The sequence below is a fragment of the Actinomadura sp. NPDC048032 genome, from assembly GCF_040653175.1.
Taxonomy (GTDB): domain Bacteria; phylum Actinomycetota; class Actinomycetes; order Streptosporangiales; family Streptosporangiaceae; genus Spirillospora; species Spirillospora verrucosospora.
Genome location: NZ_JBEZJP010000055.1, coordinates 1 through 18,365, shown reverse-complemented (window position 1 = coordinate 18,365; position 18,365 = coordinate 1). Strand labels below are relative to the sequence as shown.

General features: G+C 70.8%; 20 protein-coding genes, 1 tRNA gene and 2 pseudogenes. 15 read left to right on the top strand and 8 right to left on the bottom strand.

The window, feature by feature from the left end:
* The first annotated feature begins 131 nt into the window (after positions 1 to 131).
* Positions 132 to 308 carry a hypothetical protein gene (locus tag AB0C69_RS10670; protein ID WP_360352427.1) on the top strand — a complete coding sequence of 59 codons (177 nt, stop codon included), beginning with the start codon at positions 132 to 134 and terminating at the stop codon, positions 306 to 308.
* Between the two features lie 21 nt (positions 309 to 329).
* On the opposite strand, the gene AB0C69_RS10665 is transcribed toward AB0C69_RS10670, so the two are convergent.
* Entirely contained in the window at positions 330 to 1,214 is an 885-nt protein-coding gene (locus tag AB0C69_RS10665; protein WP_353832771.1) for a LysR substrate-binding domain-containing protein, read from the bottom strand.
* 210 nt (positions 1,215 to 1,424) lie between these two features.
* Between AB0C69_RS10665 and AB0C69_RS10660 the strand changes: the two genes are divergently transcribed.
* The 9 genes and pseudogenes from AB0C69_RS10660 to AB0C69_RS10620 all read left to right on the top strand — a co-directional run bounded on the left by AB0C69_RS10660 (position 1,425) and on the right by AB0C69_RS10620 (position 8,031).
* Positions 1,425 to 2,858 carry a form I ribulose bisphosphate carboxylase large subunit gene (locus AB0C69_RS10660; protein ID WP_345178586.1) on the top strand — a complete coding sequence of 478 codons (1,434 nt, stop codon included), beginning with the start codon at positions 1,425 to 1,427 and terminating at the stop codon, positions 2,856 to 2,858.
* 1 nt (position 2,859) lies between these two features.
* Entirely contained in the window at positions 2,860 to 3,288 is a 429-nt protein-coding gene (locus AB0C69_RS10655; protein WP_360352424.1) for a ribulose bisphosphate carboxylase small subunit, read from the top strand.
* Positions 3,285 to 4,283 carry a CbbX protein gene (cbbX, locus tag AB0C69_RS10650; protein ID WP_360352421.1) on the top strand — a complete coding sequence of 333 codons (999 nt, stop codon included), beginning with the start codon at positions 3,285 to 3,287 and terminating at the stop codon, positions 4,281 to 4,283. Before AB0C69_RS10655 ends, cbbX begins: the two co-directional genes overlap by 4 nt.
* Positions 4,284 to 4,398: 115 nt before the next feature.
* Entirely contained in the window at positions 4,399 to 5,307 is a 909-nt protein-coding gene (locus tag AB0C69_RS10645) for a PAC2 family protein (RefSeq protein WP_345178581.1), read from the top strand.
* A 64-nt stretch (positions 5,308 to 5,371) separates the two neighbouring features.
* Positions 5,372 to 5,791, top strand: a complete 420-nt coding sequence (locus AB0C69_RS10640) for a CBS domain-containing protein (protein WP_360352416.1) — start codon at positions 5,372 to 5,374, stop codon at positions 5,789 to 5,791.
* Positions 5,788 to 6,423 carry a dienelactone hydrolase family protein gene (locus AB0C69_RS10635; protein WP_353832768.1) on the top strand — a complete coding sequence of 212 codons (636 nt, stop codon included), beginning with the start codon at positions 5,788 to 5,790 and terminating at the stop codon, positions 6,421 to 6,423. The genes AB0C69_RS10640 and AB0C69_RS10635 overlap by 4 nt, the downstream gene beginning before the upstream one ends.
* A gap of 159 nt (positions 6,424 to 6,582) precedes the next feature.
* Positions 6,583 to 6,975 carry a nuclear transport factor 2 family protein gene (locus tag AB0C69_RS10630; protein WP_360352413.1) on the top strand — a complete coding sequence of 131 codons (393 nt, stop codon included), beginning with the start codon at positions 6,583 to 6,585 and terminating at the stop codon, positions 6,973 to 6,975.
* Between the two features lie 83 nt (positions 6,976 to 7,058).
* Positions 7,059 to 7,619: pseudogene (locus tag AB0C69_RS10625) on the top strand (AraC family transcriptional regulator); the annotation flags it as partial.
* Positions 7,620 to 7,956: 337 nt separating this feature from the next.
* Positions 7,957 to 8,031: transfer RNA gene (locus tag AB0C69_RS10620), tRNA-Val, on the top strand.
* Between the two features lie 489 nt (positions 8,032 to 8,520).
* Here the strand turns inward: AB0C69_RS10620 and AB0C69_RS10615 are convergent.
* The 3 genes from AB0C69_RS10615 to AB0C69_RS10605 all read right to left on the bottom strand — a co-directional run bounded on the left by AB0C69_RS10615 (position 8,521) and on the right by AB0C69_RS10605 (position 10,127).
* The gene (locus tag AB0C69_RS10615) at positions 8,521 to 9,438 is read right to left on the bottom strand and encodes a hypothetical protein (RefSeq protein ID WP_360352410.1); all 918 of its coding nucleotides are present in this window, start codon (positions 9,436 to 9,438) and stop codon (positions 8,521 to 8,523) included.
* The gene (locus AB0C69_RS10610; protein ID WP_345178571.1) at positions 9,419 to 9,610 is read right to left on the bottom strand and encodes a hypothetical protein; all 192 of its coding nucleotides are present in this window, start codon (positions 9,608 to 9,610) and stop codon (positions 9,419 to 9,421) included. Before AB0C69_RS10610 ends, AB0C69_RS10615 begins: the two co-directional genes overlap by 20 nt.
* A 184-nt stretch (positions 9,611 to 9,794) precedes the next feature.
* Complete coding sequence (locus tag AB0C69_RS10605; RefSeq protein WP_360352406.1) at positions 9,795 to 10,127, bottom strand: hypothetical protein; 333 nt, start codon at positions 10,125 to 10,127, stop codon at positions 9,795 to 9,797.
* Positions 10,128 to 10,947: 820 nt separating this feature from the next.
* Between AB0C69_RS10605 and AB0C69_RS10600 the strand changes: the two genes are divergently transcribed.
* The 3 genes from AB0C69_RS10600 to AB0C69_RS10590 all read left to right on the top strand — a co-directional run bounded on the left by AB0C69_RS10600 (position 10,948) and on the right by AB0C69_RS10590 (position 12,782).
* On the top strand, positions 10,948 to 11,178 hold the full coding sequence (locus AB0C69_RS10600; RefSeq protein ID WP_360352403.1) for a hypothetical protein: 231 nt from the start codon (positions 10,948 to 10,950) through the stop codon (positions 11,176 to 11,178).
* A 258-nt stretch (positions 11,179 to 11,436) separates the two neighbouring features.
* Positions 11,437 to 11,946 (top strand): hypothetical protein, encoded by a 510-nt coding sequence (locus AB0C69_RS10595; RefSeq protein ID WP_360352400.1) that lies wholly within the window; start codon positions 11,437 to 11,439, stop codon positions 11,944 to 11,946.
* A gap of 218 nt (positions 11,947 to 12,164) precedes the next feature.
* Positions 12,165 to 12,782, top strand: a complete 618-nt coding sequence (locus tag AB0C69_RS10590) for an SMI1/KNR4 family protein (protein ID WP_360352397.1) — start codon at positions 12,165 to 12,167, stop codon at positions 12,780 to 12,782.
* 33 nt (positions 12,783 to 12,815) lie between these two features.
* Here AB0C69_RS10590 and AB0C69_RS10585 read toward each other — a convergent pair whose 3' ends face one another.
* Positions 12,816 to 13,778, bottom strand: coding sequence for a hypothetical protein (locus AB0C69_RS10585; RefSeq protein WP_360352394.1), 963 nt, complete (start codon positions 13,776 to 13,778; stop codon positions 12,816 to 12,818).
* Positions 13,779 to 14,163: 385 nt separating this feature from the next.
* On the opposite strand from AB0C69_RS10585, the gene AB0C69_RS10580 reads away from it, so the two are divergent.
* On the top strand, positions 14,164 to 14,604 hold the full coding sequence (locus tag AB0C69_RS10580) for a hypothetical protein (protein WP_360352391.1): 441 nt from the start codon (positions 14,164 to 14,166) through the stop codon (positions 14,602 to 14,604).
* 116 nt (positions 14,605 to 14,720) lie between these two features.
* Here AB0C69_RS10580 and AB0C69_RS10575 read toward each other — a convergent pair whose 3' ends face one another.
* From AB0C69_RS10575 to AB0C69_RS10565, 3 genes are all read right to left on the bottom strand, one after another.
* Positions 14,721 to 15,305, bottom strand: coding sequence for a DUF1877 family protein (locus AB0C69_RS10575; RefSeq protein ID WP_360352388.1), 585 nt, complete (start codon positions 15,303 to 15,305; stop codon positions 14,721 to 14,723).
* A 94-nt stretch (positions 15,306 to 15,399) separates the two neighbouring features.
* Positions 15,400 to 16,086, bottom strand: coding sequence for a DUF899 family protein (locus AB0C69_RS10570; RefSeq protein ID WP_360352385.1), 687 nt, complete (start codon positions 16,084 to 16,086; stop codon positions 15,400 to 15,402).
* A gap of 114 nt (positions 16,087 to 16,200) precedes the next feature.
* Complete coding sequence (locus AB0C69_RS10565) at positions 16,201 to 17,580, bottom strand: alpha/beta hydrolase-fold protein (protein WP_345178558.1); 1,380 nt, start codon at positions 17,578 to 17,580, stop codon at positions 16,201 to 16,203.
* Between the two features lie 76 nt (positions 17,581 to 17,656).
* Between AB0C69_RS10565 and AB0C69_RS10560 the strand changes: the two are divergent.
* A pseudogene (locus AB0C69_RS10560) lies at positions 17,657 to 18,365 on the top strand (hypothetical protein); the annotation flags it as partial.

Here is an 18,365-nt window from a genome sequence, read left to right as displayed (position 1 = left end):
CCGCGTGGGGAAGACCGCACCTGTGAGGACGGCGTGGTGAAGACCGCCTGGTGAAGACCGCGTTGTGAAGACCGCACCTGCGAAGGGCCGTGCTCCTCTAGGGTTGCTCCGATGATGCGGATGGTGGGGGTATGACGGGGCTCGCCGTGGCGATGGACGTCGTCGCCGCGGGCTTCCTCCTGAGCTTCGTGGTCCTGCTGACGCGCCGGAGCGCCGCCCCGTCCGGCGAGGGCGGGCGGTCGGTCGCGATGATCCTGATCGCGGTCAGCCTGGCCCTGCTGTCGGTATCCCTGTGGAGCCTGCCGTGATCACCGGGGAGCCTGCCGTGATCACTGTGGAGCCGTAGCCGCAGCGGGCCGCCAGCCGGGCGCCTCCAGCAGGTGCCGGACGAACAGCAGCGTCGTCGCGGTCGGCGCCGCGCCCGCCACCGCGTGCCACGGCCGGTCCAGCGGCATCCCCGGCGCGTCGATCACCACGAGCCGCCCGGCGTCCAGCTCCGCGCCGACGGCGTCCCGCGAGACCAGCGCCGCGCCGAGCCCGGCCGCCGCGCCCGCGATCACGGCGCCGTTGGAGCCGAGCACGAGCCGCGGCGGCGCCGCCTCCCGCTCGGCCAGGTAGGCGTCCGCGCTCGCCCGCGTCCCCGACCCGGGCTCGCGCATCACCCACGGCGTGCGAGCCAGGGCGAACCCCGCCGCGAGCTCCGGCGCGCCCACGACGACCAGCTCGTTCGGCCGCCTGGCCAGCACGGTCGCCGCGACGCCGGCGGGCGGGCGGCCCGCCAGCACGAGGTCGGCCTCGTGCGCGGCCAGGCTGCTCCACACCTGGCGGCGCGGCCCCACCTCCAGGGCCAGCTCGACGTCCGGCCAGCGCGCCCGGAACGAGGCCAGCAGCTCGGGCAGGACCTGGTCGGCGGCCGTCGTCACCGCCGCCAGCCGCAGCGGCCCGCGCCCCGGGTCGGCCGCGCCGCGCGCCGCCGCCCGCCCCTCCTCCAGCAGCCCGAGCACCTGCCGCGCGTACCCCGCGTAGACCGCGCCCGCGCCGGTCAGCCTGACGCCCCGCCCCTCCCGCGAGACGAGGGGGACGCCGAGCTCACGGGTCAGCGCCGCGACCGCCGCCGACACCGCCGACTCGGTCACGTACAGTCGCCGCGCCGCCGACCGCACGGACCCGGTGTCGGCGAGCGCGACGAGCGCCCGCAGCCGTGCCTCCGTCACGTCCGGCCTCCTCATTCAAGCGAATGCTCAAGGGTCACCGTAGAACACTTGATGGACATCGCAAGTGTCGGAAGGCGATTCTCGGACGCGTCACGGTTCCACGTGGCCGGGACGCGGCGCTCCACCCCGATCCCCTGGGACATGCCGTCCTCCACCGGGTCGGCGCGCCGCGTCCCGCCACATCCAGGCTTCGGCTGAAGGAGAGCGGCGATGAGCGCGGGCAGATGGTCGGCGGGCGTGATCCCCTACGCGGAGATGGGCTACTGGCGCCCGGACTACGAGCCGAAGGACAGCGACATCCTCGCCGCCTTCCGCATCACGCCCCAGCAGGGCGTGCCGCCGGAGGAGGCGGGCGCGGCCGTCGCGGGCGAGTCGTCCACCGCGACCTGGACGGTCGTGTGGACCGACCGGCTCACCTCCTACGAGAACTACCAGGGCAAGTGCTACAAGGTGGAGCCCGTCCCCGGGCAGGGCGACCAGTTCATCGCCTCCATCGCCTACGACCTCGACCTGTTCGAGGAGGGCTCGATCGCGAACCTGACGTCGTCGATCATCGGGAACGTCTTCGGGTTCAAGGCGCTGAAGGCGCTGCGCCTGGAGGACATGCGGATCCCGGCCCACTACGTGAAGACGTTCCAGGGCCCGGCGCACGGCATCGTCATGGAACGCGAGCACCTCGGTAAGTTCGGCCGCCCCCTGCTGGGCGCGACCGTCAAGCCGAAGCTCGGCCTGTCGGCCCGCAACTACGGGCGCGTCGTCTACGAGGCCCTCCGCGGCGGCCTCGACTTCACCAAGGACGACGAGAACATCAACTCCCAGCCGTTCATGCGCTGGCGCGACCGCTTCCTGTACTGCATGGAGGGCGTCAACCGGGCGCAGGCCGCGACGGGCGAGGTCAAGGGCCACTACCTCAACGTCACCGCCGCGACGATGGAGGACATGTACGAGCGCGCCGAGTTCGCCAAGGAGCTCGGCAGCGTCATCGTGATGATCGACCTCACGGTCGGCTACACGGCGATCCAGTCGATGGCCAAGTGGGCGCGCAGGAACGGCGTCATCCTGCACCTGCACCGCGCGGGCCACTCCACGTACACGCGGCAGAAGACCCACGGCGTGAACTTCCGCGTCATCGCCAAGTGGATGCGCCTCGCGGGCGTCGACCACATCCACGCCGGGACGGTCGTCGGCAAGCTCGAAGGCGACCCCAACAGCGTCCGCGGCTACTACGACACCCTCCGCCTCGACCGCGTGGAGGCCGACCCGGTGAAGGGCCTGTACTTCGACCAGGAGTGGGCATCGATGCCGGGCACGATGCCCGTCGCGTCCGGCGGCATCCACGCCGGGCAGATGCACCAGCTCCTGCACTACCTGGGCGAGGACTCGATCCTGCAGTTCGGCGGCGGGACGATCGGCCACCCGATGGGCATCGCCGCCGGGGCCGCCGCCAACCGCGTCGCGCTGGAGGCGATGATCAAGGCCCGCAACGAGGGCCGCGACTACCTCGCCGAGGGCCCCGACATCCTGCGCGCCGCCGCCAAGCACAGCCGCGAGCTGGACGTCGCCCTGTCCACCTGGGGCGACATCACCTTCACCTACGAGTCCACCGACACCCCCGACGCCGCCCCGACCCCCGTGAGCGTGTGACATGCGGATCACCCAAGGCACCTTCTCCTACCTGCCCGACCTCACCGACGACGACATCGCCAAGCAGATCGCCTACGCCCTGGACCAGGGGTGGCCCTGCTCGGTCGAGTTCACCGACGACCCCCACCCGCGCAACTCCTACTGGGAGATGTGGGGCCTGCCGATGTTCGACCTCACCGACCCGGCCGGCGTCCTGTACGAGGTCAACGAGTGCCGCAAGGCCTACCCGGACCGCTACGTCCGGCTGAACGCCTACGACGCCCGCTACGGGCGGCAGACGACGGCGCTGTCGTTCATCGTCCAGCACCCGGCCGAGGAGCCCGGCTTCCGGCTCGACCGCACCGAGACCTCCGACCGGCGCGTCCGCTACACGCTGCACCCCTACGCCCTCGACCGTCCCGAGGGGGACCGCTACGGGGCGGGACGTTGAGCGAGCGCCCCGGCCCGGAGACGCGGCAGGGCTTCGGGACGCGGCAGGGCTTCGGGATGCGGCAGAACGGCTCCCAGGCGGACCCCCAGAAGGCTCCCGCGGTGGAGCCGCTCCCCGCCGGCGCTCGCGTCGACCTCGCTAAGGAGCGCGCCGACTCCCAGGTCGACGCCGTCCTCACGGCCCTGGACGCCGAACTCGTCGGCCTCGCCCCCGTCAAGACCCGCATCCGGGAGATCGCCGCGCTGCTGCTCGTCGACCGCGTCCGGGCCCGGTTCGGCATCGAGTCGGGACGCCCCAACCTGCACATGTGCTTCACCGGCAGCCCCGGGACGGGCAAGACGTCCGTGGCCGTCCGGCTCGCCGAGCTCCTGCACCGCCTCGGCTACGTCCGCCGCGGCCACCTGGTCTCCGTCACCCGCGACGACCTCGTGGGCCAGTACGTCGGCCACACCGCGCCCAAGACAAAGGAGGTCCTCAAGCGCGCCATGGGCGGCGTCCTGTTCATCGACGAGGCGTACTACCTGTACCGGGCCGAGAACGAGCGCGACTACGGGCAGGAGGCCATCGAGATCCTCCTCCAGGTCATGGAGAACCAGCGCGACGACCTGGTGGTCGTCCTCGCCGGCTACAAGGACCGCATGGACTCCTTCTTCGCCTCCAACCCCGGCATGAGCTCCCGCATCGCCCACCACATCGACTTCCCCGACTACGAGCCCGCCGAACTGGAGGCCATCGGCCGCCTGATGATGGACCGCGAGGGCTACGCCCTCGCCCCCGAGACCGAACCCGTCTTCCGCGACTACCTGGCCCGCCGCCGCGCCCGGCCCCGCTTCGCGAACGCCCGCTCCGTCCGCAACGCGATAGAGCGCGCCCGCCTGCGCCACGCCAACCGCCTCCTGGCCCATCCGGGCGAGGTGGACCGCGAGGCCCTCACCACCCTGCACCCCGAAGACTTCCTGACCAGCCGAGTCTTCGAGGAGGCCCGCCTGCGCTGACGGCCGCCCCACCCGAGCCGTCCACCGCCCGCGGCCCGGCGGGTGCCGGAGGCCCCGTCACCCGCCGCACCGCAGTGGATAGTCTGTCTGAGGACATGTAGAGGTGGGGGAGAAGTTGCTTAACCCAGAGGATCTGTACGAGCTCGACTCCGATCTGCCGGAGATGACGGGTCCGGTGCTGCTGCACAGCCTGGACGGCTTCGTGGACGCGGGGTCCACCGGGCAGCTTGTGCGGGAGAACCTCCTGGAGGCGCTGGAGCACCGTGTCATCGCCCGTTTCGACGTCGACTCCCTGATCGACTACCGGGCGCGCCGCCCGCCGATGACGTTCGACCGCGACCACTGGGCCGCCTACGAGGCGCCCGAGCTGGTCGTCCGGTTGCTGCACGACGAGGTCGGCAGCCCGTTCCTGATGCTGTCCGGACCGGAGCCCGACCGGCTCTGGGAGGGCTTCACCGCGTCCGTCGTGCACCTGGTGGAGCGGCTCGGCGTCGGGCTGGTCGTCGGCTTCCACGGCATCCCGATGGGCGTCCCGCACACCCGTCCCGTCGGCACCACCTCGCACGCCACCCGGCCCGAGCTGATCACTCGCAACTCCTGGTTCGACAAGGTGCAGGTGCCGGGCAGCGCCGCGGGGCTGCTGGAGCTGCGGCTCGGCGAGGCGGGCCACGACGCCGTCGGGTTCGCGGTGCACGTCCCGCACTACCTGGCGCAGTCCGCCTACCCGGCCGCCGCGGTCGCCGCGATGGAGGCCGTCGTCTCCGCGACGGGGCTGGTGCTGCCGGTCGACGGGCTGCGGGAGGCGGCCGCCGCCACCGACGCCGACATCGCCGAGCAGGTCGACGGCAACGACGAGGTCGAGAAGGTCGTGCGGGCGCTGGAGCAGCAGTACGACGCGTTCGCGGGCGCCGCCGAGCGCGACAACCTGCTGGCCGAGTCGCAGGACATGCCGACCGCCGACGAGCTCGGCGCGCAGTTCGAGCGTTTCCTCGCCGAGCGGGAGGGCCCCGACTCGCCCGCCTAGACCTGCCGCGGCCAGACATATCCCGTCCGCCGCTGGGTACGCGAGCCACCGAGGGAGGTCTCGCATGGGCCAGAAGGTGAACGAAGTCATGACGCCCGCGCCCGTGGCGGTGTCCCCGGACACGACCCTGGTCGAGGTCGGGGATCTCATGCGCCAGCACGGCATCGGCGACGTCCTGGTGGTCCACGAGGGGCGGCTCCGCGGCCTGGTCACCGACCGCGACATCGTCGTCCGCGCCGTGGCCGAGCACCGGGACATGTCCCGCACGGCCGTCGCCGAGATCTGCAGCACCAACCTGATCACGGTCGGGCCCGGGGCGGACGCCGACGAGGCCGTGCGGCTGATGCGGGCGCACACCGTCCGCCGGCTCCCGGTCGTCGACGGCGACCGCCCGATCGGCATGGTGTCCATCGGCGACCTCGCCGTCCAGCGCGACGAGCGCTCGGCCCTCGCCGACATCAGCGCCGAGCCGCCCAACACATGATCACGCTGGGGCTGCCCGACGCCGAGCTGGCGGGCGACCTGGACATACCGGACGGCGCGCGGGGCGTCGTCCTTTTCGCGCACGGCAGCGGCAGCTCGCGGCACAGCCCCCGCAACCGCGCGGTCGCCGCCGGCCTCAACGCCGCCGGCCTCGGGACGCTCCTCATCGACCTGCTCACCGAGCCCGAGGAGGAGGCCGACCGGCTCACCGCCGCCCTCCGCTTCGACATCGACCTGCTCACACGCCGCCTCGTCGGCGCGGTCGACGGCCTCGCCGAAGGGCTCGAATCCGCCCCCCACACGGCGGGCCTCCCCATCGGCCTGTTCGGGGCGAGCACCGGCGCGGCCGCCGCGCTCGGCGCCGCCGCGGCCCGCCCCCGCATCGCCGCGGTCGTCTCCCGCGGCGGGCGCCCCGACCTGGCGGGCCCGTCCCTCGCGAGGGTCCGGGCCCCCGTCCTGCTGATCGTCGGCGGGCGCGACACCGAGGTCCTGGAGCTGAACGAGCGGGCGCACCGCAGCCTCGCCTCGTCCGAGGTGCACGTGATCTCCGGGGCGGGCCACCTGTTCGAGGAGCCCGGAGCCCTCGAAGAGGTCACCGCGCAGGCCGCCGACTGGTTTGGCCGGCACCTGTGACGCACGACGTCATCGTGGTGGGCGCGGGCTCGGCGGCCGCGAACCACCTCACGCCGGCGTTCTGACCGTGCCGCGACGGACAAGCACTGTTCGGGCAGAGCAAAGAACCACGGCACTCTGAGACGCTGGACTTGCTCCTTGACACCGGGAGGACGGCACATGAGCGAGGCGTACGACATCGTCAAGGCCCACTACGCGGCCTCGGAACGCGGCGACCTGGCCGGCATGGTCGAGAAGTTCGCTGAGAACGTGGCGTGGACCGAGATGGCCGGGTTCCCCTACGCGGGCACCTACGTCGGGACGGACGCCATCAAGGCCGGGGTCTTCGGCCGCCTCGGCGCGGACTGGAAGGGCTTCCGCGCCGACCCTGACGAACTGGTCGACGGCGGCGACGGGACCGTCGTCGCGATCGGCCACTACTCGGGCACCCACCGCGCGACCGGCAAGGGGATGCGCGTCCGGTTCGTCCACGTGTGGCGGGTGGAGGACGGGCTGATCACCGGCTTCGAGCAGTTCGCCGACACCCACCTCGTCCGCGAGGCCATGACCTGAGCCGCCGCCCCGTCCGGGACCGGCGCACCCGGCCCGGACGGGGCACCATGTGGACGGCAGAAGCCTGATCTGGGGAAACGCGCATGTCCACGCTCATCGCGACATCGGACCTCCCGGCCGCCGACCGGTTCGACCACTGGCGGTCCGCCGTGACGGACGCGTTCGTGCCGCTGCGCACGGAGACGTCCCGTCCCGAGCGCTTCGACGGCCGCATGCGCTGCGCCGAGCTGGGCGCGCTCACGGTCACCGAGATCGCCGCGACCCCGCACACCGTGCGGCGCACCGGCCCCCTGATCGCCCGCTCCGACCCGGGCCACTACAAGATCGGCGTCCAGCTCGGCGGCTCCTGCCTGCTCACCCAGGACGGCCGCGAGGCCGCCCTCGTCCCCGGCGATCTCACGATCTACGACACCCCCCGCCCCTACACGCTGGCGTTCGACGACCCCTACCGGCAGCTCGTCCTCATGCTCCCGCGCCGCCTGCTGCACCTGCCGGAGGAGGCCATCGCCGGGATCAATAGCCACCCGCGTCTCCGGCCGCCGAGGCGCGCCCTGCTGTCGGCGCTCCTCGTCCAGCTCGGCGGACGCCTCGACGAGATCGGCGATCAAGGCTTCCGGCTCGGCGACAACATCGTCGACCTCCTGGCCACCCTGCTCGCCGAACACCTCGACGCCCCCGCGCCGGACGCGCGGCGCCGCACCCTGACGCTGCGCGTCCGCGCCTACATCGAGCGCCACCTGGACGACCCCGACCTGTCCCCGGACACCATCGCCGCCGCGCACTACGTCTCGTCCCGCCACCTCTACAGCCCGACCCAGCCGCCCCTGGGGCGGCTTCAAGTCCAGCGGCTGGGGCCGCAAGATGGGGCCCCTACGCCCTGGACGCCTACACCGAACCCGAGGGCGACTGGATCCACCTGCCCTCCTGACCCTGCCGCTTCGCGATCGCCCCCAAGAACCAGGTACGCTTTCCCGGCAACGCGGGCGCGTAGCTCAGGGGTAGAGCACTCGCCTTACAAGCGAGTGGCCGCAGGTTCGAAACCTGCCGCGCCCACCAGCCAGAAGACCCCGTTTCCAAGATCGGAAACGGGGTCTCGTGCCATTAGCGTGCCATTAGCCCACGATCGCGAGCGCTGCGCCCGCTCCGTCGTCGTCAGGGCCGCGCCACCGCCGACAGGCCGGGTCTGGTGGGGACTGCTCAGGTCCGTCGATCGCACGTCGCGCGTACGGCCGCCCCGTGAGCCGCCTCTTACTCCCACCGGTTCGGCCGCTTGGGCATCGGCACCCCGGAGCGCCTGTTGTCGGGACAGCGGGAGCGTACATCCCGCAAGGGATTCAACACCCCTCCGGCGGGGGCAATCCGGCTCCGGGAGGGGCAGGAGCGTGTCCGTGACGGTTATCAATGGTGGGGGTTGGGCCTGAGCGCAGGTGGCCTCGCGGCCAAAGTGGGGGGCTCTGTGCAGGTCGTGGTGCTGTACGTCGTGCGGGAAGGGTAAGGCGGGAGGGGAAGCCCCCTCCCGCCTCTATTCGGGTAGATGGTGCGATGTCAGGGGACATCCCCACATGCCGCCCTCGACCAGATGTCGAGCAGGCGAGCCGCCGACCCGCCGACCGGTCCGATGCTGGCCCGCAGCGTCTCGGACGCCGGAGGCCGAGCATTGGCCACCGCCGATACCGCGAGCGCGGCATCGTCGATGGTGGACGAACAGACCTTGAGCAGATGGTCGGGAACCTTCAGCGCGGGATCTGTGCACCCCACGAGAGGTGTGCCCACGGCGGCGATCAGAGGGAACACTGTTCCCAGAATCCCGATCGTCGCCTCAGCCCGTGCCGAGGTGTTCAGCGACGGAACCTGGCTGATCTCATATCGGGCCCACAACGCGGGATTCTCCCTCGGGTGCAGACCGACCATGATCCGCTTACCGGCCGTCCGCAGCTTCTCTGCGGCCGACAGCAGGAGAGCGGTGCCGGGCGCCGCTTCCCCGGTCGGGTCGGGGCGGGTGACGCTCGTCAGGACCAGTACCAGCCCCGGCTCGGGCGCCCGCTCCGGCAAATCGTCGGTCTGCGGGGAACCAACGACGGTCACCGTCCCCCGCGCCGTGCCGAGGTAGCCGGCGAACGCGTCGGCCGCCGCCGGTGACGCGGCGGTGATCTTTCGCAGCCGCGGGCGCAACTTCTGTGCGCCAACGGCTTGCCGCGGCCCGAGATAGGCGAGCTCGCTGGCGGCCAGGGGCAGCTTCGGAAACCGACCGGCGACCTTCACCGGCCAGTCATCGGCCCCGGCGACCACGAGCAGGTCAGCGGCCGGAGCAGTTCGTGGTGTCGCGGTCGGCACCGGATCCCCGGGCTTGATCCGCGACTTGTCGGGCACCACCTGAGTCAGCTGCCAGCCGCGCCGTTCGGCCTCGGCGAGCAGTGGCCGCACGTGGTAGGTGGCCCAGGGCTCATTCGTCGCTATCAACACCTGAAGCGCTGTGTTCGCCCTGGTACATGGTGATCGTGACATGCTCTTTCCTCTCTTTTGGCAAGGTCGACCCCTCTTGGGCCGCGTCTATAACTGTCAGCGAAGTCGCCGGGAACGCCAGAGGGAGAGGAGGAATGCGCGCCATGACCGCCTGAACAGCCGTCGTCTTCACCGTGGCGGGCTCCAGGTCGTGTCTTGCGTCGCTCGGGCGAGCGCCCGGCTGCTGCCGCCGTCCGGTGCTGGTAGTTCAGGCGGCCCGCACACTGTCATGGCCCATCTGCTTCATGAGGTCGCGCAGCGTCCCCGGACTCGGCCGCGAACGTGTCGCCGGTGTGCCGGGGTCCTGCAGGTGCAGGTCAGAAGCGTCCTGTGGCCACCGTCTCACCGCATTTGGACGCGCGCCGGAAGTTCGTCCGCCGCAGGACACCGTCCTTACCGAGGGAACGGTGGGTGTGCTGCGCGAGAGCGCAGGAGTTGTGAGGCGAGATTCGTGGACAGGGTGCGTGCGCTGTCCCGCCCTGATCTGGGCCGCGTTCTATCCCCTCGCGGTCCTTGTTGGACGCCGCCGGGTGGCCCGCCCCGTCGGCGGCGCCGCTCTGGCCGGTGCCGCAGGCTCCCGCATCCTCGGCGATGACCACCACGATCAGCACGACGGAGACGATGATCGCCAGGACGTCCGACGCTGGCATCCACACGACCTGCGTCGAACCTCGATCGTGGGCACCCCTTAGCTGGCCTGCATTTTGCCCAATTCGGTTATCTGCTGGTCACGAGGTCCAGGCGCGCCAATTTACTTGTTGATCACACTTTGCAGCAGATGGGGGAAGTAGTAGGTAAACGTAGTGCCGTGGGCTGCGATGGCCTACCATATCGGCAGTTCTTGATCGGCAGACCTTGGTGGGGGCTGTTCTGGCCGTGCAGTCAGGCAACACCGGAGAGCCGGTTCAAGTGTCTCCACGGCAGCAGGACCCGCCGCCCCCGCACTCCTGGCCTCCGGGCGGTTTGCATGATTTTTCCACGCATTTATTCCACTTTCCGTCAGGGCGGGTGGCCCATTCACGACCTTGGCCCGCTACTGGCGCGCGGTGGCGCGCCGTGGTGGTTTCTGGGCTGCCGTGGGGGCGCCGGGACGAGCACGCTGCACGCCGCCGTCCCTGGCGGGATGGACGCGGGCCATTGGGGGCCGGTGTGCACTGCCACGCCCGTTCGCGTCGTCCTGGGGACCCGGCCGTCGGCCCATGGGCTGCGTGCCGCGCAGACCGTGGCCTGGCAATGGAAGCAGTCCCCGCAACTGCGGGCGGTGCGACTGCACGGCCCTCGTCGTCGACGCACCGGGCCGACGACCAGAACCGCTGCGAGACCTGCTCGCTCTGGTTGCCGGCGGCGTACCGAAAGTGTGGGATCTGCCCTGGGTGGAAGCGGTCCGGCTCGGCGACCCCCTGGTCAGATCTCTCTCCGCCGAATACGCGGCATTGGCCGCAGACCTGCACAGCGTCAACGGAGGATTCAATGCCTGATGTCGTCTCCGCGACGGCGGCCGTCACTGATCACCTCCAGGCCCTTGTCGGGGCGGTCCCGGACCCGGGGCAGGTAACGGCCCCGCCCGGGGCCGGGCGGGTGGCGATCTCGCATCGCTGCGGCGAGGGCGGTGAGCGCGCCCAGGGCCTGGTCTGGGTGCTCGCCGCGTGCATCCTTGCGGGCTCGGCGTCCACGTTCGTCGGCACGACGATGAGGGGCTAAGGCGTGACCCAGCCCCCTAGCGCCCAGCCCCCTGACTCGTTCCCTTCCAGCCCTGAGCCCCCTGGAGTGTTCCGGCGGCCGGGGTTGCTGGCGGCTGCCGGGTTCATGGCCGTCATCGTGGTCCTCGGCGTGGTCGTCGCCGTAGCGGGCTCCGGTTCGGAGAGTCTCGACGACTCAGCGTCTCCCGTCCCCGCCTCGCCGCTCGGGGCAGGGGGCGGCAAACCGCTGGGCTGCCGGCCGACCGACACCAGTCAGCAGGTGCCTGTCTCGGCCCCGCCCGGCGTCACCTGGGAGCTGTTCCAGGCGATCGCGCTCCCGACCTCGGCGACCGCCGGTCCGCTCGTCCGGCAGGGCGGGCAGCGCAGCTGCTACGCCCGCACTCCGGTCGGCGCGATGATCGCCTCGTTGCAGATCAGCGCGCGCCTCACCTACTCCGCCCGGTGGAAGGCGTTCCTCGCGCACCAGGTCGTGGACGGCCCCGGAAAGGTCGCGCTGGCGCGCGAGCGCGCGGGCACGGGCGCGAGCCCGCCGCTGCCGGCGGGCGGAGTAGCGCAGGTGGCCGGGTTCAAGTTCATCACCTATGGGCCCGACACCGCGGTGGTGAGCCTCCTGACTCGAGTGGACCCCTCCACGTATGTGGAGGGCACCTTCACCGTCAGGTGGCAGGCGGGCGATTGGCGGTTGGAGCTGCAGCCGGACGGGACTCCCAACGCCGCAGGGCCGAAGCGCTCCTCCCTGACCGGATACGTCGCCTGGGGTGGTGCATAAGGTGACCGCTCCCGCAGATCCCAGCGACAGGTGCTGCCTCTTCGACGTCACCTGCAACGCCGAGCAGCAGGTCGGTCCGGCGCCCACCGGGCCTTCGCCACCCGTCGGCCTTATGCCGAGTTGAGTCGGCGAGGTTGCCAGCGAGCTGGTCCTCCGGGCCGGCTTGCGGGGGTCGCGGCGAAGCTCAGTTGTCGGGGGTGTTTAGCAGGCTTCGCGGCGTGATCAGTGCCCCGCTCGTGGAGTCGTTGCATCAGATTGATATGTGGCTTGCCGAGCACGCTCCGGCCAGTTATCGGACACTCAACCCTCCGGCCACCTCCGAGCACATCAGTGACACCTTCACCCGGATGGGCGTGCCTGTGCCGGTTGACCTGGCGACTCTGCTGCTGCGCCATAACGGGACGACCGACCCGGAGATCGGGCAGGCGAACCGGAAAGGCATCGCCCACTTCCTGCCCATGTGGACAAGACTGCTGTCTCTGGAAGAGATCGAGGACGACTACGACGGTCACATGCAGGTCCTTGGAGACCCTGAGGAAGACGAGGATGACGACGGTCTGGATCCGTGGTGGCATCCCTCGTGGGTGTGCTTCGCCTCCAGCACGGACTCGGGGGTTCACTGGGCCGTCGACCAACGCGCTGGGGGACGAGCGATCCGTGAGTGGGACCGCGTCGAGTCGTCCGAGGGCTTCTCCTCACTTCCGGAGATGATGGCCGCTATTGCCACCAGCTTGGAGACCGGGCAGAGCCTCTATCGGCACCGCAGTCACCTACCCCAGGTCTCGGAAGACGGTGTACTCACCTGGGACGTCGGTCCCTCGAAGCTCTCTGGCTGACCGCACTCGCGGGGCGGTCAAGGGAGCCCTGGGTCACCACTTGTTGGACCAGTAGATGGCGTCCATGGCCACGCGGATGGGCGGTGCGCCGTTCCGGATGTGCTTCCAACCGGCGTCGTTGAGGCTGTAGTTCAGCGGGTAGTGGCCCGAGACCCTGTCGCGCAGGTCGCTGTGCCGGAGGCCTGCGATCGGGGCGTAGCGCACCCGGTGCTGGGCTCCGATGGACTGGGGCGCTGCGCTGGAGGAGTTGACCGCCTGGTCCCGGTCGGTGGCGACCAGCGTCCAGTCGGTGCCGCCCTCGGCCTGGGGCAGCCGCGTGCCGATCCAGTTCATGAACGCGTTCGTCCCGCTCATCTCCTGGCACTGCTTGTTCGACGTGCAGAACGCCGACACGATGGCGCCCTGGTGCGGCGTGCCGAGCGTGACCACGTCTTGGATCAGCAGCTTGGGCGGCCAGCCCGGCTCGTGGCGCGCGTAGCCGGCGATCGCGGCGCGGGCGACCAGGCCGCCCATGGAGTGCGCGACGATGTCGACGGTCTGGCCTTTGGACGAGTAGTTCTTGTAGATGTTCTGGGCGAGATTCCTGCCGAGATCCTTGATGGACGTGTCAGTCGAGCCCTTGGCGATCCGCACGCAGTTCTTCGGATCGTCGGTCGAGTAGTAGCCGATCCGGTGGAATTTGCCCGTCCAACCCCAGCCGCGCATCGCTTTCACCGCGCTGCTCCACTTGTCGGCGCATCCGGTGTCGGTGACCGTCTGCCGGTATCCCCTGATGAGATAGACGGGCGTGTTCGCCGAGTCCCCGCCGACGCGGGTGACACCGGCTGCGATCTGTGCGGCGGTCAGGCTCTGGGCCGCCTGGGCGGTCTTGCTGCCCCCGGCGCTCAGCTCGGTCTCCTGAACGGGCGTCGCGTCGCATGACACCAGGGCCAGGCTGGTCGTCATGACGAGGCCGGCGGCGGCGAGGGCGGCCTTGCCCGGGACGGCGATTCCCATTGTTCATCTCCCCTTCGGCAACTCGTGAAGAAATTACTCGGTGCGAGTCAGGGGCGTGGAGGGCTGAAGGGCCTCAATGCGTGGGAGAGATTTTGGGGCCCTAGGGCCCTGGTGGTGTGGATCCCGGGCTGTTTTGCGGGACCATTCGTATATTTCCAGATTTATCGCAGGGTGCCGCATTTGGGCGTCAGATTCGCATGGGGTCGGAGACGGCCCATGGAACGCCAGGGAAGAAGTCCTCCGGCTGTTCGTTGCTCCTGATTACCGGGTTCTCGACAGCCGTCATCTCGGTCTACGGGTTCTTTCGTTCTCGCCCGGCCCCGCAGACGCTGACCCTCGGGGGTTGTCCGGCGGGTCGGCGGAAGGACGGTACTCCGGGACGCCCGTGATCGCCACGGGTGTCCACGCAAAGGAGACCGATTTCATGAAGCCTCGCTTTCCCCTTGCCGGTGTCGTCCTCGGCGTCTTCGGCGGCGTCACCCTCAGCGGCGTCGTCGGTGGCATCCTCGGGGGCGGTTCGGCCGGTGTCGTCGCCGGCATCGTCGCCGTCGTGATCGGCGTCCTCTTCGCCGACACGACCGCCAGCGACGAGTCGTGGAACGTCATCGGCGGCGTCGCCAGGGGCATCGCCTACACCGTCGCCTGGGGCATCGGCGGCGCCATAGCCGTCGGCGTCGGAAGCCTCCTGACCGGGGGCCTCCTGGGCTTCCTCGGCTTTCTCGGGGGAGTCGTCGGCGGCATTGCCGGTGGCTTCGTCGGCGGGGGCGCCGGTGGCGTCCTCGTTCGCGGAGCCGTCCACGGCGTCGTCCGCCTGAAGCGTCACTAGCTCGCCCGCAGGGTGCATGGTGCCCTGCGGGTGTGCAACCGGGGGGTCGGCCTACCCGGCCGGTCCCTGCATCCACTGGTCCCGTGGCCAAGGCCACGGGACCAGGACACTCCCGGTCAGACGATTTCCTTGATGACGGCGTTGCCTGCGGTGGCGGCGCGAGCGTAGAAGTCTCGGACGGTGTCGAAGGTGTTCGCGAGGACGCCGTGTTCCACCATGTCCCAGGATTCGCCGCTCTGCAGCCTTCCCCAGCCCTCGAACGAGTAGGGCTGGGTCTCTCTGAGGAATGCGTGCCGGTCACGGATCAGCGCGTCCCGGTCCAGGCCGCGGAGGAAGGCGTCCACCGCGCGCACCCGGTCGGGGCGCAGGAGGCGCGGGACGTGCAGGAGGGAGCCTTCGCCGGTTTCGTTCATGACGAGGCCGCCCATGACCGCGTCGCGGGCGGGCGGGTCTCCGGAGGCGCGCTCGTAGTCCTCGTTCGGGTGGCCGGTCAGCAGGACGTGGAGGGCGTCCCAGGCTCGGTGGGTGTCCATCTCCTCCAGTTTGCCCAGGGAGCCGGACGGGTCGTAGCCGAGCTCGACGGGCAGGTCGTCCCAGATGGTCCGTAGCCGCCTGAGGCCCGCGTGCAGGCCGTGCGGATGATCGAGCAAGGCCGCGACCTCGGCGCCGTCGTACCTTGTCAGCCACATCCAGTAACCCATGGCCCTCCACTCTCACACGGCGGGTCGTAGGGCTCGGGATCATGCCCCGCCCCGGGCGTCGCGTCGAAGGCTTTTCCCGGGGCGGGCGGTGCTGTCAGGCGTCCTGGCCGTAGCGGGCGGCTATCTCCTCGGAGCTGGGCCAGCGGGAGTAGGCGGGGGACTGGGGCCAGCCTTCGGGGACGTCCTGCCACTCTTCCTGGCGGCCGTAGGGAAGCAGGTCGATCAGGGGGAAGGTGTGGCTGAGCTGTTCGGTGCCCCGGCCGTTGGTGTGCCAGGTGCGGTAGACGGTGTCGCCGTCGCGCAGGAAGACGTTGACCGCGAAGCCGCCGCCGGGAGGCGCGCCCACGTCGGTGCCGAACGGGCTGTTCGCGGTGGAGTACCAGGTCATCTTGTTGCCGACGCGTTGCCGGTAGGCGAGGGCCTCCTTGATCGGGCCCTGGGTGACGACGACGAACCGGGCGTCGTAGGCGTCGAGGAACTCCAGCCGGGTGAACTGGGACGTGAAGCCGGTGCACCCCGGGCACTGCCATTCCTCGCCGGGGAACCACATGTGGTTGTAGACGATCAGCTGGGACCGGCCGTCGAAGATCTCGGCCAGGCTGACCGGGCCGTCCTCGCCTTCCAGCGTGTAGCCGGGCATCTCGACCATCGGCAGGTGGCGGCGCTGGGCGGCGATCGCGTCGAGTTCGCGGGTCGCGGCCTTCTCGCGTGCGCGCAGCTCGTCGAGGTGGCGTTGCCAGGTCTCGGCGTCCACGACGGGCGGTAGTGCCTTGGCGGTCATGGCTCCTCCAGGATCTGCAGGGTGTTGGAGTGTGGACTCAGCCGCGTCGCCGAACTCATCGCACAGAGGCCATGGTTCGCCCCCGCGGACCATGGCCTCTGTGAGTGGAGCCCGTTACGGACGCAGGTAGCGGCCCGGGTGGTACTGGATGAAGGACGGAGTCGTGGGCTGCAAGCCGGGCTCGGGGTCTGTGTCGAAGACCGTCTGGGCGTCAGGGGCGAGCGTGGCGGCGAAGCGGTTGAGCGCCGCCGGCCGGGTGTCGGGCCAACGGGCGGTGTCGATCCGGGTGAGGAGCGCTCGCAGGGTCGCGATCTCCTCGGACGCGGTGAAGGAGCAGTGGTAGCCGCGGTCGACGTAGAGCTGCCTCAGGTTCGCCGGATTGCGCACCTGGGCGGCGTACCGGCGCTGGTTCTCCGGCGGGACGTTGCCGTCGCCCGTGGAGTGGAGGGTGACGACGGGCCAGGGCGTGCGGCCGGACGGGGTGCCGTAGCGGTCGAGGTAGCGGACGGCGGCCGGGTCGGCCGTGATGCGCGGCGCCGCGTTCAAGCGCGCGAGGTCGTCGCGGAGGCTCAGACCGGCCTCACGGTAGGCGCGCTTCACCAGGGACTTCTGGCTGGAGCGGGCGAAGAGCGTCCGGTAGTCCACGCCGGTGTTCCAGGACGGGTTCCCGCCCGCGAGCTTCTCGATGTCGGCGCGGTTGGCGCCCCAGAAGGCCCCCCGGTCGTAGGCGGCGTAGTAGACCTGCTGCTCCACCTGGCCGGCGACCGTGTCCGGTGCGGGCGCCCGGGACGTGTAGCGGCCGGGGATGTCCGCGAGGGCGGCGGCGAGGGCGAGGCGGGCGCGTCCGCCGGGGGTGCCGAGGGCGGTCCCGAGGGCGCGGCGGGCGCCCGAGGTGTTGGCCTGCGGGTCCTTGACGCGCACCAGTTCCAGGTCGGGCGCCAGGAGCGTCTTGATCGCGTAGTTGGTGTCGAGGGCGCTGTTGAAGTGGCCCGTCGTGCCGCCGAGCACCCCGCAGAGGGAGGCCACCCCGGCGAAGCGGCCGGGGTTGCGCTCGGCGAGGAGCACCGAGGTCAGTCCGCCGGCGGAGGAGCCGGTGGAGACGGTGCGCCTGGGCTTCCCGACGTTCGCGGTGAACCAGTCGAGCAGGTCGATCTGGTCCCTGAGCCCGGATTCGACCACCCCCCAGCCGCGCGACACGCGGAGCTGGGAGGCCGCCAGCGCGTACCCGTGGTCCAGCAGCCACTGCTTCGTGGCCGGGTGGTTCGTCAGCGAGATCTCCGAAGGCGCGGGGTACTCCAGGCTGTACGCGCCGTGGCTCCACAGCAGGAGCGTCCCGTTCCAGCGGGCGGGGACCTCGACGCGGTAGGGGACCCCGTTGATGTCGCCCTCGCGCACGCTCGTGCCGTCGTCGGCGCGGACGGGGAGGGCGACCGCGGTCAACGCGGCGAGCACCATCAGCGGAACGGTGCGGCAGAACAGGCGGAGTCGATTCATGACCCGCACCTTCCAGTACGTTCCATGGCGAGTGCAATGATTTAAGAAATAGGTTAAATGTCGTATTCTCCGACCCATGCTGCGGCTCTGGCTCGACTATGAGGACCTCACCCGGATCCGCATCACCCCGGGCCTCTCGCCGCTCGCCCAGACCGTTCTCGGCGCGCAGGCCCTGCGCGGGGTCGGCCCGGAGCCGATTCCCGGCCCGTGGCGGTCGCGGACGCGCGCGCGGCTCACCGGCCCGTCCCGCCTGCTGCTCGATCTGGTGCCGCCCGGGCGCTGGGTCCCCGACTTCCTGACGCCGTACACGCTCGTGCCCGGGTTCGAGCCGGAGCTCGACGCCGTCGCCTCGACGCCCGTCCGGCGGATCCGCGAGGAGCTGGAGCGGTCCTACGGTCCGCGGCCGCCGGTCTCGTGGCTGCCCCGCCTGGCCGGCGGCGACGGGGAGACCATGCGGACCCTCGTCCGCGGGCTCCGCGACTTCCACCGGGTCGCGCTGGAGGACTCCTGGTCCGGCCTCAGCGACCACCTGTGCGCCGAGGCGTCCCGGCACGCCAGGACGATGGCCCGCGACGGGATCGGCGGCCTGCTGGGGAGCCTGCATCCCGCCGTTCGCTGGACGTCCCCGGTCCTGGAGATCGAGACGTTGCGCGACGGCGACGTCCGACTCGGCGGGCGGGGGCTGCTGCTGATGCCGAAAAGCGTGGAAACAAGTGGCGCGTCCGGTACATGCGGCCGGATGGCAGCGCGGCCTCACAGTCGGGGTTCGAGACGAAGAAGGCCGC